Consider the following 15323-nt stretch of genomic DNA (forward strand, 5'->3'; position numbering starts at 1 on the left):
ATCGACATGAGCGAGACCTTCGTCCTGGTGACCGGAGCCTGGCACGGCGGTTGGGCCTGGCGCCCGGTCGCGAACGAGCTGAGAGCCGCCGGGCACCAGGTGCACACCCCCACCCTGGCCGGCCTGGGTACCGACGACGACCCGCGCGGCGTGACGCTCACCGACTGCGTGAACAGCCTCGTGGACCACGTCGAACGTGCCGGGCTGAACGACATCACTCTGGTCGGTCACAGCTGGGGCGGTTACGTCCTGACCGGCGCGGCACCGAAGCTCGCTTCCCGGCTACGGCGCCTGGTGTTCTGGAGCGCGTTCGTGCCGCAGGACGGCGAGTCGCTGATCGAGGCGTGCCCGCCGCACTACGGCGAGATGTTCCATGCCCTGGCGGCCGCCTCCGGCAACGACACGGTGACGCTGCCGCTGGAGGTCTGGCAGCAGGCGTTCATGCAGGACGCCGGTGAGGAGGCCCAGCGGATGGTGCATGCCCTGCTTGTCCCGCAGCCCCTGGGCACCTTCACCGAGAAGCCGGACATGACGGCGTTCACCGCCCTAGACATCCCCACCGCCTACATCCTGTCCACCGAGGACCTCTCCCTTCCGGGGGAGTGGGCATGGGCCGACCGCTTTCCCCAGCGGCTCAAGAACCCGCTGGTCATAGAGGCCCCCGGCAGCCACGAGGGCTGCTTCACCCGCCCCGCCGAACTGGCTGACGCGTTCGTCCGCGCCTGCGCGGCGTAGAACGGCATCACGACCACGCGAACCGCGCGATCGCGACGTCCCCGCCCGGTGCCGTCCTCCGTGGTGGCGGGACCCCTCCCGAATCCCGACTGCTAGACAAGCCTCAGCGAGGTCACCGACAGCGCGGATGCGAGCAGGGGAGACGTGATGGCGAACGACGACCCGATGCCGGTGCCCGGCCCCTCCGAGCCGTCTGCGGACGGCACGCTGTCGCAAGGGCCTCGACCGGTCTGGTGGCGACGGAGGCCGGCCTGGATCGCAGGAGTGGGCGTTCTGACCGGGATCGTCATCGTCTTGACCGTACTGGTGACTCGGCCGGATGGATACGACAACACCCCTGAGGGAGCTGCCCAGCGGCTCATCGACGTCATGGGCGACCCACAGGCCACCTACCACGACCTCTACGCCAACGCATGCGCCGACGAACGCCGTGCCCATGACGGTCCGGACCGCCCGCTGCGGTACCCCGGTGCGATCCACCTGGTCCTCGACAAGGTCACGCAACCGAGCGAGACCAGAGCCGTGGCCACGACCCACATCAAGGAAATCCCGGACAACAGTATCGAGCTCCTTCTGGTCAAGGAGGACGGTATCTGGAAGGACTGCGGCAGTCCCTGACCGCGCGGACGCCCCCTTGGAGCTCCCAACGGAATGCGCTGGGGTCGTGTCCTCCGGCCGGGTGGCTCGGTCAACGGGGCGAAAGGCGCTGGACGACCGCAAAGGGCTGTGCGGCATTCTGTTCGTGCTCTGCACCGGCATCCGGTGGGAGTGGCCGCCCGCTGAACTGGGCCGGCGAATACGGACGGCGTACTGGTGGGAGCAGCGGAACCGGCCGACGCGCTCGCTCGGATCGGCTCGGCTTCTGCTGCGGTGGAACGTTCATGGCCTCTTGCGGTGGGGTTGTGGCGGACGATGTGCATGTCGACTGCCGAGGGTGGCGGCGTGCTCGACGAGGTGCTGGCGGTATCCGCCGTCGACTCAAGTCTTGCGGACCGTCGGGTGCTCGGTGGCGACCTTCTCAATGGGGCCTGGCCGGCAACGGAGTCCTACATGCTCGCGGCACCGCCACTAGGGCCCTTCTGATGGATCTCCGCGGCGTCGCGACTCCCGGCACGGACTCTCGCCGCACCGCGCGAAAGCCCAAGTAGCGCCTCCCCCATCGAGGGCTTTTGCGCGGCACGCCGAGAGCACGCACCGGACGCTGCTCCTTCTCCCACGGAGATCCATCAGAAGGGCCCTAGCAGGCCGACGGTGTCGACGACGACGCTCCGCTTGCGGCCCACGACCTTCTTGCCTGCGTCAACACCCTGACCGCAAGCAGGGGCACGCGTGGAGGTCTTGATGCTCTGTGTGTCCATGGCGCATGCGCTGGGCTCGGCCTCCCGGCCCTGCGCATCACTCAGCAGGCACCACGACGGCAAGCGCACCCATCTCCATCTTTCGCCCTGACCTCTGCCCGCCTCGCCCGCTCACCACGCAGAGCGCTCCGGTGCCCGGAGCCGGCCGAGGATCTCGACGGGCAGGTCGTTCAGCAGGTGGGCGATGCGGGTGCGTCGTATCCGGCGTCCAGCACCACCAGGACCGCCGGGACCGCCGGGTCACCCGGCTTCCACTGGCCGGCGGCGACGAGTCGCTCGACGACCTGGCGGATCTGGACCGTGGTCACCGTGGCGACATCGGCGCCGGACTTGGCGCCGGACCGCGTCCAGCACTGCCGTCCACACGAGGTGCGGCCACGATCGAGGACGGCCAGCAGGGCACCATCTGGTGCTTGCCCTCCCCCCTTGCCGAAGGTGGCAGAAGGACCGGTCTGGGCGCGCGTTGGTGTCCCACCGCAGCCAGGGCGAGACGTCCGCGGCCAGCACGATCCGACCGTCCCCGCCCTGGGCAATGGCATCCCGCCTAGTGTACGACTCAGCAGGGCGACGTCGACCCGTCCCTGGTTGAGGCCGCCGTAGAGGGCCCCGTGCCCGCGGCGGTGTCCCGGCGCGAGCGCCAGGTCGATCAGCGTCCGCACCGGCCCGTCCGCGCACAACAGCGCATCGGTCAGACACGCATAATACAACTCCGTCCGGAAGCGTGACAGGCCATCCTTACGTCCGCTGAACTGCGAAAACGCTGGGTCAGGTTCGAGTCGCGTTCGAAGCTGGGACGTTAAACGACCCGGAACCCCTGGGTCCGACGATCTTACGAATGACCGCCCTCAGACCCAGGCTTGGAAGGTAGGACAGGCTTGGATGCTGCTGTTTCTCTTATGGATCACGTCGCGCAAGTCATGGACCCTAAGATCGGGGCCATTGCTGCGTGAGGGGGCGGAATGGCTGGGACTTCTCCGGCTGCAGGCGACGTGCTGGAGCCGGTCAGGCAACACTTGCGAGACCCTTCGTACGACTTTGATGTGGGAGCTGGCTGGCGGCAGTTGGTGCTTCAGTGCCATCAGGCGGTCGTCGCGGAGTTCCCGGAGTACGAGCTCTTGGCCGTGAAGCAGAAGTGGGGGTCTTTGGCGTTCCATGCGTTTCCGCGGCCGTGGAAACATGTCGGCAACTGGACGGACGCGGAGTACGCACGCCTGCGGGCTGTCACTGATGACTTCGCTGACCGCAGCGAGGGTGTCTGCGAACAGTGCGGTGCCGATGGCTCACTGCGTGAGAGCCGGCGGGTCCTTCTCGTGCTGTGTGATAGCTGCGAGACGCTCGTTCCAGAGCACGGTCCCCTCTGACCCGCTGGATGCTCGGCCACGAAGCCGACATCGTGTGGCTGGAGGACATCGACCAACTCGACTACGTCCGCCAGAGCCTGGACCGGCTGCCCACCCGCAAAGGCAAGCCGGCTTACCACCGCGACGGCCGCATGGTCGGCTACGCCCTCCTGCGCCCCACCGCCAAAGCCGCTCGCGCCTCCGGCACCTTCCGCCGCCGCGTCTTCTGGCTCCTGCCCCACGACCGCGACAGCCAGCCCGAGGGCCTGTACGCCAAGGGCGCTCCCGCTGAGGTCATCGACCCCAAGCCCGCGTGAAGGGCTACAAGACCGAACGCTCCTAAGGCGGCCCGCCCCTCCACCGTCATGAACCCGGCAAACCAGCATGTACGGGGCCCGCGGCATCAAGGCCCATGGGACGGTGGCTCGTTGTGCACCTGCCAGCTTCTGGTTCTGCCAGGAGACGGTTCAGCCGATCATGCTGTACGAACTCGGAGCGCATGCGGCCCACGGCGCCACGCTCGCCGTCGGCGCACACCCGGGACCCGCGCCGCGTAGCGGCCACAGAGCTTCGCCACGGCCGATTCGACAGTTGGGGCTGCGCCGTCGTGTGGTCGGGCTGCCCACCAGGTCGACTCCGGGGCGGGGAGTGGTTCTGTCAGTGGGGCGATCACAAGGCACCCAGATGGCGATGAGAACTGACAACGCTGGAGGGGTTCAGGATCGCTTCGGCGTGGACGCGAACCGTCGGGCCCGGTGCGTCCGGTACTCGGATTGGGTGAAGCGATCCGGTCCAAGGTCCTTTGCCCGTGGTGGCAGGCAACGTACGACAGCAGCCCAGTGCTTCGCTGTCCAGGCCGGTCGCATCCCGCGATCGTGCTCGGCCAGGAGGGACACTATGGCGGCGCAGCGCGCATTGGAAGAAGCCAAGGTTGAAGCCTTCATGGAGAAGGCGCTCGGGGACCTCAGCGGGACGATGACCACCGGTCTGTGCCACCTGGGAGACCGCTTGGGCCTGTTCAAGGATCTCGCCGCCAACAGGCCCTCCGGCAGCCAGGAACTCGCGGCCCGACTGCCCTTGAATGAGCGCTGCGCACGCGAGTGGCTGCGGGGTTTCACCGCCGCGGGCTATCCGGAGGAACCGGAGCCCGGGTGCTTCCCCCCTCCCGCCGAGCACGCCCCCGCCCTGGCGGACGAATCGTCGCATTCAAGGTGCTCTGCAGTTCCTGGGCGAAGTCGTAAGCCAGCCGTGCCAGGTCAGAGGTCAACCGTACTGCCGATCGACACGCACAACGCGTGCGCGTGGCGGATCAACAGTGACCCATTTGATGATCTTCCTCTGACCCTGACCTTGGTGATCAAAGTCAGAGGGAAGAGGTGATCTGTGTGGAGGACTGGGCGGAGATCCGCAGGCTGCATGGGCCGATCAGATGCCGATCCGGGGCGATCGCGAGGCACCTGGGGATCTCGAAGAACACGGTGAAGCGGGCGCCGGCCACCGACCGGCCGCCGAAGTACGAGCGGACACCGAAGTGCTCGGTGGCGGACGCGGTCGTCCGCGTGCTGGATCCCAAGGAAGTCGTCGCTCTGCCATTCGTGGCCCTCGTGGCTGTACTTGCCGCAGGTCAGCCGTCAGCGGTGGCTCACCCGGACTCCCGTGCCGCGCTCGCTCTCTCGGCGGGGCTGATCGCTGTGTGGTGTGGCGCGGCCATGTGTTTCCCTGTCTGGCACAGTCTGAGGCCGCATTGGGGCCGGCGAGTCCGTGACGTGATTGCGGTGGTGCTGTGCCTGGCCGTCTATCCGAGCCTGCGCTGGGCCGTACCCATGGTTCATCCAGGAAACTACGACCCGGTGCTGGCCGCGGCAGACCGGTGGCTGTTCGGCGGCCGGGACCCACTGCCGGTGATCGACTCACTGGTCAGTCCTGCCGTCACGGCGGTGCTGGGTTTCGCCTACTCCTGTGAGTGGGTTCCGATTCTGGCGCTGAGCGTGATTCTGTGTGCGCGACGCCGCGACCGCGAGTGGTCCGACCTGCTGCTGGGGCTGGTGCTCGTTCAATCCGCAGGTTATGTCGGGTACTTCTTGGTGCCCGCCGTGGGACCTTGGTACGGGCTGGCCGACCGGTTCACCGTTCCGTTGGGCGACAGTTTCTGGATCAGGAGCTATCTGGAGCACAGCATCAGCGTCGATGCCTTCCCGAGCCTGCACGTGGCGACCATCATTCTCGTCGGCTGTTTCGCGTGGCGGGACTGCCGGACGTTCTATTGGCTGATCTCTCCGTTGCTCGTGGCTATCCCAGTGTCGACGTTGTACCTGCGCTGGCACTACGTGACGGACGTGATCGCCGGCCTGGCAGTGGGCGTGATCGGCCGCCTGTTGGCCCCGCGTATCAATGCTGCATGGGGCGTGGCACGGCAAGAAGGAGACTATCGTCGGTCAGGGGTGCGGTGACGGAGAGCTCGATCTGCTCCATGAGTTGAATGGCCTGTTGGTGGCCAATTGCCCCGCTCACCGGACAACTCGATGCCCGGGTCCTCGCGGGCTCAGCCGTGCAAAGCTTGAATGCCTGATCCACCAGGGTGGGCAGGTCTTCGGTGCCCTGGCTGTCCACCCAGAGGGTGAGGCAGCGGCCAGCGCGGCCAGTGCAGCGGCGGCGAGAACAGGCGTGCGCCAGAGTGTCGCGCTCGTCTCCCAGTCCGCCCCGGACCCGACTGACCCCTGGCAAGCGATCGTGCAGCCCTCCGGCCCCCACCCCGTCCGCGCCGCCTTGGTCCGCCCGGTGGCTTCGTTCACGTCTGGCGGCAGCACTTGTGCATGAGTTCCGGAGGCAGTTGTTGATCACCCCGTCGGAAGATGTTCGCGAGTTTTGGGTTCTGGCACAGATCTTGGGGACCGGTCGCGGAGGGTCACCAGGTGTTCGATAGCGCGAGGGCCGGTTCGCGTGAGACCGCGTACGCCCTGCCGCCTGACAGGCTGGAGTGACGCTCCGTCAGGTCTGTGACAGCCTCCGCTGTGGCCGGTGACGGTACTGGTCATGCAGGCCAACGCATCATTCTGGGACTCTCTCGTGTTCGGCGGGATCGACGACGTATACGTCGAGACGGTGACCGCCGCCTTCGGCACGGTCGACGTGGTGGTGCGAGGCAGGGCAGCCGGGGCAGCCTGTCCTGACTGCGGTCGTTTCTCGGGCCGGGTGCACGACTCCTACCAGCGCAGGCTGAAGGATCTCCCGCTCGGCGGGCAGAGCGTCATGATCCGGCTGACGGTCCGGCGAATCATCTGCGGTGCAGGCAACTGCCCGCGCCGTACCTTCGCCGAGCCGTTCGCTCGGCTGACCACTCCGTACGCGCGCTTCACCACACGGCTCAACCACGCTCTGGAACGTGTCGGCCTCGTGCTCGCCGGACGGGCCGGCGCCCGCCTGGCGGGCCAACTTGGCATCAACGCGGGGCGGATGACCTTGCTGCGCAGAGTCACGGCACTGCCGGACCCGCTGTTCAGCACGCCGCGCGTGCTGGGAGTGGACGACTTCGCGATCCGCCGAGGGCAGACCTACTCCACCGTTTTGACCTGTGGCGAAACCCATCGCGTGGTCGATGTGCTCCCGACACGCGAATCAGGGCCGCTGGCCGCATGGCTGACCACCCACCCCGGCGTGGAGATCATCTGCCGGGACCGGGCGGGCGCCTACGCCGAGGGCGCCCGGCTCGGCGCCCCCGATGCCCTCCAGGTCGCCGACCGGTTCCCCCTGTGGCAGGGCCTCGGCCGGGCCGTGGAGACCTGCGTCGCCGCTCACAGGGAGTGCTTACGAGCACCGGCACCGCTCAAAATGACGAGCGCCGACACTCCGCCGGACGGCTCGGAGCCTGCCGACCGGGAGCCAGTCGGCAGACGGGCTCAGCACAAGAAGACCGCGCACGACCTGGTCCACGAGTTGCTCGCGCAGGGCCACTCGCGCCGGGCGATCGCCCGACACCTGGGCTGGGGCTCAACACCGTGATGCGCTACGCGCGCGCCGTGCACTGGCAGGACACCCTCCGCGAGAACCGCCCCCGGTCCAGCAGGCTGGACCCCTACAAGCCCTACCTCGAAGAGCGGTTCGCCGCGGGCTGCTCGAACGTCACCCTCCTGCACCGCGAGCTCCTCGCCGAGAACGCCCCCGTCACCCATCAGATGGTCCGCGCCTACATCGCTATCCTGCGCGCCATCTCGCGGCAGGCGAAGCCTCCACCGCCGACGGTGCGGCAGGTGACCGGCTGGCTCACCCGCCATCCCACAGCCCTGAGCGAGGACGACCGCGCCGCACTGAAGGGCGTCCTGGCCCGCTGCCCCGAGCTGGACGCCGCCGCAGGGCCTGTCCGCGACTTGGGTGAGATGATGGCCCATCGCCTCGGTCCCACGCTCCCTGCCTGGAACGACGCCGTTGACGGCAGTCAGCTGCCGGCCTCACCGGCTTCGCACTCCACCTGCTCCGGGACCTCGACGCCGTGACGGCCGGACTCACCCTGCACTGGAACTCCGGCGGCACCGAAGGCGCCGTGAACCGCATCAAAAAGATCAAGAGGCAACTCTGCGGACGAGCGGGATTCCAACTGCTCCGCAAGATGATCCTGCTGCAGTGACCCACACTCGATATTCGAGTGAACGTACGGACGGGGCTGCGTAGGGTGACGAGCGTGGCCCCAGCTGACTTCTACACCGGCATCGTCGCGGAGATCTACGGACCGCTGAAGTCCTTCTCCCAGGACCCCGAACCCTACGCAGCCTTCATTCAGCAAACCGGCATGCCGGCACTGGAGCTGGGGTGCGGAGACGGTGAGCCCCTGCTCGAACTGCGCCGACGCGGCCTGGACGTCGACGGCGTCGACTCCTCCGCCGACATGCTGGAGCGGCTCCGACGCCGGGCAGACGAACAAGACATCCGTGCCACCGTGTTCCACCAGCGCATGGAGGCTTTGAACCTGCCCCGCCGCTACCGGGCGATCTTCCTCGCCGGGCCGACCTTCACCCTGCTCCCCGATGACGCCACAGCGCTCGCCGCCCTGCGCGGCATCCGGGCTCACCTGGCGGAGGGCGGCACCGCCCTGGTGCCCCTGTTCACCCCCGCACCGACCCCCGCCGAACAGATCGGTCGGGTGCGCACGGCCGCCGCATCCGACGGCGCCGAGCTCCGGGTATCCGTCGTCGCTGAGCAACGCGACGAGACAGCCCGGACACAGACGACGCTTCTACGCTACGAACGGCACCACGGCTCAGACAGCACCATCGAAGAGCGCCCGTGGATCATGCATTGGTATACCCGGGACCAGTTCGAGAAGCTGGCCACGACCGCCGGCCTGGCCGTGACCGCGGTCACCGATCCGGACGGCAAGCCCGCCCCTGCCGATGCCACCGACCTGCTGCACTTCCGGCTCCAAACCACCTGACCGCCTCGCCTCTGAGAAGGTCCGGGATCACCCTCCGCGACCGGTCCCCAAGACCGGTGCCAGAACCGAGCTTTGACGGCGCCACCGTGCCGTCGCCGCGTCGAGTGATCAATTCGCTGTGCCTTGGCGAGCAGCGTCCGCAGGGTTCCTGCATGACGGATGAGAGTGAGCGGGCCGTGCAAGCGGCCGTCGATGGAGAGATGCGGCTTCTCGATCCCGAGGTGCGTGCTTCGCCGGACCGTGTCCTGGAGCTTCTGGATCCGGAGTGGACCGAGATCGGGGCTTCTGAACGCCAGTGGGATGTGGAGTCGGTCCTCACGGTGACGAGCAGCGGCTCGGTGTCCGCGGAGTCTCCGGTCAAGGTCAGCGACATGTTGTTGGGGCTCTCTGAAATTCTCCACCAGCGCTCACCTCGTTCCCCAGGCCTGCTCTTGTTCCCCACCGAGCGAGGTGGCCGATGGTTGTGAAGCTGTAACTGAGCGCTTCAGTCGGCCCGTGAGCGGCTGGCTTGGCCCGACGGGGCTGATGGGGTCCTGGAGAGCGTGGAGGGTAGAGGTTCCTCTTGAGCGCGGGTTTGGTCTCAGATCGGCTGGAGGCGGGCGAAGGGGGGACGGGCGGTGGACTGCAATGTGGAAGACAGCCCGGCCGGTGTGTCGTCTGCCCGGTTCGCGCAGCGGGCGTATCGAAGTCACGCCCCACGTAACCTCTTCCTGTGCCAGCCTCCCGCCTGCATCGCGTCGCCGTCCTTGTGCTCGAGGGTGCGAAGCCGCTCGATGTCGGAATTCCCGCGCAGGTTTTCACGACCCGCGCGAGCATGCCGTACGAGGTGCGGGTGTGCGGGGCGACACCCGGTCTCGTGGCCGGCGGCGATGGCCTCGCGTACTACGTCGCCCACGGCCTCGACGCGCTTGCGTGGGCCGACATCGTCTTCGTCCCCGGCTACCGGGTCCCGGACCGCGACGACCCGCCGCAGGCCGTCGTCGACGCACTGATCGCCGCCCACGACCGGGGCGCGCGGCTCGCCGCCATCTCGACGGGCGCCTTCGCGCTCGCCGCCACGGGCCTGCTCGACGGCAGGCGCGCCACGACGCACTGGCACTACACGCGGGCACTCGTGGCCAGGCATCCGCTCGTCCAGGTCGACGAGAACGTGCTGTTCGTCGACGAGGGCAGCGTGCTCACCTCGGCCGGCGCCGCCTCCGGCATCGACCTGTGCCTGCACATCCTGCGCGGCGACCTCGGAGTGGCCGCGTCCAACCACGCGGCCCGGCGTCTGGTTGCGGCCCCCTACCGCAGCGGCGGCCAGGCCCAGTACGTGCCGCGCAGCGTCCCCGAGCCGCTCGGCGAGCGGTTCGCCGTCACCCGCGAGTGGGCGCTGCACCGGCTCGGTGAGCCCCTCACCCTCGACATACTGGCGCGGCAGGCGGGGGTCTCGCCGCGCACGTTCTCCCGGCGCTTCGTCGAGGAGACCGGCTACACGCCGATGCAGTGGGTGATGCGCGCCCGCATCGACCTGGCCCGCGAACTGCTCGAGCGCTCGCAGCGCAGCGTCGAACAGATCGCCGCCGACATCGGGCTCGGCACCGGCGCGAACCTGCGCCTGCACTTCCAGCGCATCCTCGGCACCACACCGAGCGAGTACCGGCGCACCTTCACCCGGGGCGAGTGACCCGCCCGGCACCGTGTGGCGGGATCCTTTTGAACCGTGGCGATCCCGCCACTGTCAGCGGCGCTAGCCGCGGGCGAGCCTGGTGTGGAAGGGAAGGGACATCACTCATGACTCGCATCGCCATCAACGGATTCGGCCGCATCGGACGCAATGTGCTGCGCGCACTGCTGGAGCGCGACAGCGCCCTCGAGATCGTCGCCGTCAACGACCTGACGGAGCCCGCCACTCTCGCCCGGCTGCTCGCCTACGACAGCACGGCCGGCCGGCTCGGGCGCCCGGTGACCGTCGACGGGGACGCCCTCGTCGTCGACGGCCGTCGGATCACGGTGCTGGCCGAGCGCGAACCGGCCCAGCTGCCGTGGGCCGAACTCGGCGTCGACATCGTCCTGGAAGCCACCGGCCGCTTCACCTCGGCCAAGGCCGCCCGCGCCCACCTCGACGCGGGCACGAAGAAGGTACTCGTCAGCGCGCCGTCGGACGGCGCCGACGTCACGCTCGCGTTCGGGGTCAATACCGACGCCTACGACCCGGCCGTGCACACGATCGTCTCGAGCGCCTCCTGCACCACCAACGCGCTCGCGCCGCTGGCCGCGGTCCTCGATGAACTCGCCGGTATCGAACACGGGTTCATGACGACGGTGCACGCCTACACGCAGGAGCAGAACCTGCAGGACGGTCCGCACCGCGACGCCCGTCGCGCCCGGGCCGCCGGCGTCAACATCGTGCCGACCACGACCGGCGCCGCCAAGGCGATCGGCCTGGTGCTGGCGAACCTCGACGGCAAGCTGTCGGGCGACTCGATCCGCGTACCGGTGCCGGTGGGCTCGATCGTCGAACTCAACACGACCGTCGCCCGCGACGTGACGCGCGACGACGTGCTGGCGGCGTACCGCGCCGCAGCGGAGGGGCCGCTCGCCGGCATCCTCGAGTACTCGGACGACCCGCTCGTGTCGTCCGACATCACGGGCAATCCCGCCTCGTCGATCTTTGACTCGGCCCTCACCCGCGTCGACGGCCGCCACGTCAAGGTGGTCGCGTGGTACGACAACGAGTGGGGCTTCTCGAACCGCGTGATCGACACGCTCGAGTTCCTCGCCACCCGCTGACCGGACGCCGGGGTGGTGCCCCGCCTCCGGCGACCGCGCCGACCAGCACTTCCTTTGGGCGCTCTGGTTGACCAGTCGGGCCAACCAGAGCGCTCAGTCACAGAAGCGGGTCCGCCCGGCTTCCGGAGGGTGCGGGAGCGCCACGGCCGGTCAAGGCACTCTTCGAGCGTCGCCCCGCGATGGCCTATGGCCACCCCAGACAGAGTCCGCGACGCCCCTCGAACCTGGCGGCTGTCAGACGGACCCGCCCCCCTGGTCAAGCCCACATCCGCAGTCAGGGCCCCGGCCCGCAGAGCGGTCGCGAGACCGGCGACTACATGCTCGTGCGCGATGTGCCGGCCCAGCAGCACCTCGATGAGTGCCCGGGTGTCCTCCGTATCGCCGTGAGCTTTGACGGCTGCCGCCCACCACGCGTCGTGGACCGGGGTGAACTTGCCTGCGGACGGGCCCGTTCCAGCGCGGTCGCGCCAGGGAAAGCACCAGGCTTGCGGATCAGAGCTTCGAGATAGTGGTCCAGCTCCAGGCGGCAGCCGCCCTTCGCGATCAGCCGCTCGTGCCGGGCCACTTCCACGTTCCTGTCGTAAACCACAAGGTGAGAGGCGTGCGGTATCACCCTGACCCGCTTGCCGATCAGCCGGACGGGCACCGAGTAGCGGTTGGTGCGGATCGCGATCTGGCTGTAGCGGTCGACGCGCGGCGTGAACACCCGCCCGGTCTCGAACGGCTCCTGCGGCAGCGGCATCAGCAGCGGGCGCTCGACCTCGAAGTACTCGTCGATCGTCCGCGGTCGGGACCCGATCCGGCGCCGTCCGTCGTGCCGGTCCCACTTGCTCGGCCAGCTCGTTCAGCTCCGCCAGCGAGTCGACCTCGGGCACGGGGGTGAAGTGGCAGCCCCTGTCGGCGGAAGTCCTGAAGGGCCCCTTGGCCGCCGAGCTCCTGAAGGATCCTTTGGATGGGCACCCGGGTGCACCGCGCACCGACGCTGATGAGGGCCGTGTCCCCTTCTGGTTCACCGTACCGGCAGCCAGGCCGCTCGAACCGATCAAGCGCGGCATTTTCGTTGGCCAGGACATGGAAATGATCCCGCACAAGCGCTATAAGGCAATCGAACGACGCGGTACCGATCTCGTAATAGTGGACCCGAACACGGGCCAGCACAGCATCCTGAGAGACACCCGTGGAATCCGACGTGATCCGTAATGAGGCTTGCACGTACACGGCGGCTCAACAACTACTGGTCCGGTTGTGCCGTGTTGGCCCGGGGTGTCGTCCCCATCCGAGTTCCTGTGTAGGCGTCGGCAGGATGTTGCCGCTTCCCTCGGCTGCGGCACCCCCACCACCGTGGCCGAGCTGCGTGCCGGCGAGCGTGTCCTCGAGCCCGGATCCGGCGGGAGATCGACGTGCTACTGCCCGCTCGCTGCGTCGGACCGCCAGCAAGGCGTATGGGCTGAACAGACCGAGGAGGTGCTCGCTCTTGCCCTGACCAGCGCGGCGAAAGCCTGCTTCTCCGCACTAACTGAACCCTGCCTCCTCAGGGATCCCAGACGCCGGTGCGCTCGGCGGTGCTGACATGCTGCTGCGATGACTGATGCCTGGCAGGAGTGGTTGGCCACCTTGCCCAAGGACAAGCAGGACGTGGCGGGTGAGCTGCGAGATCGATTCGAAGAACTGGGCGCTGAGGATCCCGAAGGCTGGACGCGTTCGGAGATCAGCGAGAACATCCCGCAGCTCGCGCGCTTCCTCATACTGCGGGCCATCCGCCGGCAGGCGGTCGATTCGTGGGCCCGTGCAGGTGCATTGACTACGATTCCTGCTGCTCAACGGCTGCTTGCCGCTGGTGCTGACCCGGGTGACCTGCTTGGTCTGGTTCAGAGCACCGTTCACGATACGGCCTTTGCCATACTCGAATGCCTCGACGAGGGCCGGGATACCGAAGCCTCAGAGGAACACCCGGGCTGGAGCCTGGTGGAGGTAGGGGGAGCCCACGCTGGACCGAATCGCAGGATCGAAGGACTCCACGAAGATCTCCAGCCATAGATCCGATCGGGCAGGATGGCGGGATGCCTGTTGATGAACCATGGGAGCAACTGCGATCTCGACTGCGGATCGGCGAATGCTTGACCGGGACCGTCGTACGCGTTCCCAAGCCCGGTGCCATCGGCATTTTCATTGATCTGGGGCTCTCTGCAGGCGGCTTCGTCGATGTACTCCTCCTCCCGCGTGACCCAGCCCGATGGCCGGCCGAGGGGACCGTGACTGACTTCGAGATCTGGTGGATGGACGAGCGCCCACAGATTCGGCTCAAGCCGGTCGAGTCGGCACACCTGCTGGAGGACTTCGACTGCTGGGTCGCCCAGGAGAACAGCGTCGCAGCTAAGCAATGGCTGCAAAGGGCTGGCGAGAGGCGCCGGGAAGTGTAATCGCCCGAGCGCGTTCTCTCCGGCTTCGCCCTGGTCAGTTTGCTCTCGTAGTCGTTCGACCTGCTGTTTCTTGGTGGCGATGTGCCGCAGGCATTCCTGCAGTCCGGCGACTTCGCCGAGCCACTGCATCCGCTGGGCTTCCAGGGAGCCGTAGTCCAGGGCGGCGGACCGTTCGGCGATGTAGTGCACGAGAACGTCCCGGACCGCGCGGTCGGCGATGGGATGGCGGTCAACCAGCTCGGCCGGGGTGAGCTGACCGCGGGCCTGGGCCTGCCGCAGTGTCGGTGACGAGTCCTTCAGGCCGCCGACGGCGTCAGGATCTCGTAGGCGAACGGCAGCGACGCCACCGTGCGGCCGGTCGCCCGACGGGCCTGGGCGTAGTCGGTGAGCCGGAACGCGCTCGCGATTGACCACTGGTCTCCGAGTTCAAGGCCGTAGCGGCCGCCGCCGTGGCACAGAGCGTTGGTGGCGAGTCCGGAGCCGACCACGAGGTGAGGGCCTCCTCCGTCTCTGGGGTCGGTTCCCGGGTCCCGGACCATCGACGAGGATGGTCGACGGGACTCTCGCCCTCGAGAGCCAAAGGGAACGTAGGGGGCCGCCACGCGGGTCGTCTCGGTGCCGTTCATGCGCCACCCCACCCTGGATCGATTGCGGTGCCAGGCGCACCGTATGCCGGCCTCCATCCTTGCGTCGGCGACGGCCGTCGCGGCTGTTCTTCCTGCTCCGTTGGGCCGGGATCCAACCCGTGGAAGCACCCTTCCGGGTGTAGCTGCGGCAGAACCCCAAATCTCGACCATGAAGAAAACCTGTCATGGCGACGGTAGACATCGGCTCGTCGCAGGGTTACTGTTTTCTTCATACTCAGAGAGTCAAAGAGGGTGCGGCAGAGACGAACTGCCGTGCATGCAGGCCAAGCAGGACGCAGCCCCACAGGGGCTGCGAGCAGTACCCGCGGTATCCAGCAGTACAGCCGAGTAACCGAAGGTAAGGAGCAGACGCCATCAGGATCGCCCGGGCGAGGAAGAGGTCCGCTCGGGTACCGCAGGCCCCGGATTGGAAGGTGGTCCCCGGTCACGCATCCGCGATCCCCGCAGCCCCGCCCTCCCGGGCGGAACCTGCGGAAAGAGAAGGCCGGCGCAGTCGGCCGGTAGATGGTGTTGAAAGCTCGGGGCCCGGGTGCCAGCACGGCACCCCGGCCCCCCCCCCGGGGCCCGCAAATTAAAGTTCTGGGGGCCCACCCACTAGAACCCCCCGAGCCCCCCGCGGTATA

Annotated in this window: 17 protein-coding genes and 4 pseudogenes; 15 read left to right on the forward strand and 6 right to left on the reverse strand. The window is 68.0% G+C overall.

Features of this window, described 5'->3' with window-relative positions; genetic code table 11:
- The first annotated feature begins 6 nt into the window (after nucleotides 1-6).
- Nucleotides 7-735, forward strand: a complete 729-nt coding sequence (locus tag ABT063_RS46640; RefSeq protein WP_351067298.1) for an alpha/beta fold hydrolase — start codon at nucleotides 7-9, stop codon at nucleotides 733-735.
- Nucleotides 736-882: 147 nt separating this feature from the next.
- Complete coding sequence (locus tag ABT063_RS46645) at nucleotides 883-1353, forward strand: hypothetical protein (RefSeq protein ID WP_351067300.1); 471 nt, start codon at nucleotides 883-885, stop codon at nucleotides 1351-1353.
- 266 nt (nucleotides 1354-1619) lie between these two features.
- Here ABT063_RS46645 and ABT063_RS46655 read toward each other — a convergent pair.
- From ABT063_RS46655 to ABT063_RS46670, 4 genes and pseudogenes are all read right to left on the reverse strand, one after another.
- Nucleotides 1620-1781: pseudogene (locus ABT063_RS46655) on the reverse strand (IS5 family transposase); the annotation flags it as partial.
- A 192-nt stretch (nucleotides 1782-1973) separates the two neighbouring features.
- Nucleotides 1974-2126 (reverse strand): annotated as a pseudogene (locus ABT063_RS46660) (IS5 family transposase); the annotation flags it as partial.
- Nucleotides 2127-2263: 137 nt separating this feature from the next.
- On the reverse strand, nucleotides 2264-2401 hold the full coding sequence (locus tag ABT063_RS46665; RefSeq protein WP_351067326.1) for a hypothetical protein: 138 nt from the start codon (nucleotides 2399-2401) through the stop codon (nucleotides 2264-2266).
- A gap of 261 nt (nucleotides 2402-2662) precedes the next feature.
- Nucleotides 2663-2752, reverse strand: a pseudogene (locus ABT063_RS46670) (hypothetical protein); the annotation flags it as partial.
- Between the two features lie 710 nt (nucleotides 2753-3462).
- Here ABT063_RS46670 and ABT063_RS46675 point away from each other — a divergent pair.
- From ABT063_RS46675 to gap, 10 genes and pseudogenes are all read left to right on the forward strand, one after another.
- Nucleotides 3463-3776 (forward strand): annotated as a pseudogene (locus tag ABT063_RS46675) (DUF6009 family protein).
- A 554-nt stretch (nucleotides 3777-4330) separates the two neighbouring features.
- The gene (locus ABT063_RS46680) at nucleotides 4331-4813 is read left to right on the forward strand and encodes a hypothetical protein (RefSeq protein WP_351067302.1); all 483 of its coding nucleotides are present in this window, start codon (nucleotides 4331-4333) and stop codon (nucleotides 4811-4813) included.
- A gap of 5 nt (nucleotides 4814-4818) precedes the next feature.
- Entirely contained in the window at nucleotides 4819-5883 is a 1065-nt protein-coding gene (locus ABT063_RS46685) for a phosphatase PAP2 family protein (RefSeq protein ID WP_351067303.1), read from the forward strand.
- Between the two features lie 583 nt (nucleotides 5884-6466).
- Nucleotides 6467-7432, forward strand: coding sequence for an ISL3 family transposase (locus ABT063_RS46690; RefSeq protein ID WP_351067304.1), 966 nt, complete (start codon nucleotides 6467-6469; stop codon nucleotides 7430-7432).
- A complete protein-coding gene (locus ABT063_RS46695) occupies nucleotides 7432-7923 on the forward strand; it encodes a hypothetical protein (protein ID WP_351067305.1) in 492 nt (163 codons plus the stop codon). Before ABT063_RS46690 ends, ABT063_RS46695 begins: the two co-directional genes overlap by 1 nt.
- Nucleotides 7920-8054, forward strand: a complete 135-nt coding sequence (locus tag ABT063_RS46700) for a hypothetical protein (protein ID WP_351067306.1) — start codon at nucleotides 7920-7922, stop codon at nucleotides 8052-8054. Before ABT063_RS46695 ends, ABT063_RS46700 begins: the two co-directional genes overlap by 4 nt.
- A 54-nt stretch (nucleotides 8055-8108) precedes the next feature.
- Nucleotides 8109-8858, forward strand: a complete 750-nt coding sequence (locus ABT063_RS46705; RefSeq protein ID WP_351067307.1) for a class I SAM-dependent methyltransferase — start codon at nucleotides 8109-8111, stop codon at nucleotides 8856-8858.
- A 56-nt stretch (nucleotides 8859-8914) separates the two neighbouring features.
- Nucleotides 8915-9325 (forward strand): hypothetical protein, encoded by a 411-nt coding sequence (locus tag ABT063_RS46710; RefSeq protein ID WP_351067308.1) that lies wholly within the window; start codon nucleotides 8915-8917, stop codon nucleotides 9323-9325.
- Nucleotides 9326-9570: 245 nt separating this feature from the next.
- Nucleotides 9571-10527 carry a GlxA family transcriptional regulator gene (locus ABT063_RS46715; protein WP_351067310.1) on the forward strand — a complete coding sequence of 319 codons (957 nt, stop codon included), beginning with the start codon at nucleotides 9571-9573 and terminating at the stop codon, nucleotides 10525-10527.
- Nucleotides 10528-10634: 107 nt separating this feature from the next.
- Nucleotides 10635-11633, forward strand: a complete 999-nt coding sequence (gap, locus tag ABT063_RS46720) for a type I glyceraldehyde-3-phosphate dehydrogenase (RefSeq protein WP_351067311.1) — start codon at nucleotides 10635-10637, stop codon at nucleotides 11631-11633.
- Nucleotides 11634-11946: 313 nt separating this feature from the next.
- Here the strand turns inward: gap and ABT063_RS46725 are convergent, their stop codons facing one another.
- Nucleotides 11947-12375, reverse strand: a complete 429-nt coding sequence (locus ABT063_RS46725) for a Mu transposase domain-containing protein (RefSeq protein ID WP_351067313.1) — start codon at nucleotides 12373-12375, stop codon at nucleotides 11947-11949.
- An 839-nt stretch (nucleotides 12376-13214) separates the two neighbouring features.
- Here ABT063_RS46725 and ABT063_RS46735 point away from each other — a divergent pair.
- From ABT063_RS46735 to ABT063_RS46745, 3 genes are all read left to right on the forward strand, one after another.
- The gene (locus tag ABT063_RS46735; protein ID WP_351067315.1) at nucleotides 13215-13670 is read left to right on the forward strand and encodes a hypothetical protein; all 456 of its coding nucleotides are present in this window, start codon (nucleotides 13215-13217) and stop codon (nucleotides 13668-13670) included.
- A gap of 23 nt (nucleotides 13671-13693) precedes the next feature.
- Complete coding sequence (locus ABT063_RS46740; RefSeq protein ID WP_351067317.1) at nucleotides 13694-14053, forward strand: hypothetical protein; 360 nt, start codon at nucleotides 13694-13696, stop codon at nucleotides 14051-14053.
- A gap of 81 nt (nucleotides 14054-14134) precedes the next feature.
- Nucleotides 14135-14341 (forward strand): hypothetical protein, encoded by a 207-nt coding sequence (locus ABT063_RS46745; RefSeq protein WP_351067318.1) that lies wholly within the window; start codon nucleotides 14135-14137, stop codon nucleotides 14339-14341.
- Nucleotides 14342-14349: 8 nt separating this feature from the next.
- On the opposite strand, the gene ABT063_RS46750 is transcribed toward ABT063_RS46745, so the two are convergent.
- The gene (locus ABT063_RS46750) at nucleotides 14350-14541 is read right to left on the reverse strand and encodes a hypothetical protein (protein WP_351067320.1); all 192 of its coding nucleotides are present in this window, start codon (nucleotides 14539-14541) and stop codon (nucleotides 14350-14352) included.
- Nucleotides 14542-15323: the final 782 nt, after the last annotated feature.

The organism is Streptomyces sp. NPDC002838 (assembly GCF_040295365.1).
GTDB lineage: Bacteria > Actinomycetota > Actinomycetes > Streptomycetales > Streptomycetaceae > Streptomyces.

Excerpts from the sequence above, each read along its gene's own strand:
- ABT063_RS46640 (WP_351067298.1), top strand. The coding sequence starts at position 7 with ATGAGCGAGACCTTCGTCCTGGTGACCGGAGCCTGGCACGGCGGTTGG.
- ABT063_RS46645 (WP_351067300.1), top strand. The coding sequence starts at position 883 with ATGGCGAACGACGACCCGATGCCGGTGCCCGGCCCCTCCGAGCCGTCT.
- ABT063_RS46680 (WP_351067302.1), top strand. The coding sequence starts at position 4,331 with ATGGCGGCGCAGCGCGCATTGGAAGAAGCCAAGGTTGAAGCCTTCATG.
- ABT063_RS46690 (WP_351067304.1), top strand. The coding sequence starts at position 6,467 with ATGCAGGCCAACGCATCATTCTGGGACTCTCTCGTGTTCGGCGGGATC.
- ABT063_RS46695 (WP_351067305.1), top strand. The coding sequence starts at position 7,432 with ATGCGCTACGCGCGCGCCGTGCACTGGCAGGACACCCTCCGCGAGAAC.
- gap (WP_351067311.1), top strand. The coding sequence starts at position 10,635 with ATGACTCGCATCGCCATCAACGGATTCGGCCGCATCGGACGCAATGTG.
- ABT063_RS46725 (WP_351067313.1), bottom strand. The coding sequence starts at position 12,375 with ATGCCGCTGCCGCAGGAGCCGTTCGAGACCGGGCGGGTGTTCACGCCG.
- ABT063_RS46735 (WP_351067315.1), top strand. The coding sequence starts at position 13,215 with ATGACTGATGCCTGGCAGGAGTGGTTGGCCACCTTGCCCAAGGACAAG.
- ABT063_RS46740 (WP_351067317.1), top strand. The coding sequence starts at position 13,694 with ATGCCTGTTGATGAACCATGGGAGCAACTGCGATCTCGACTGCGGATC.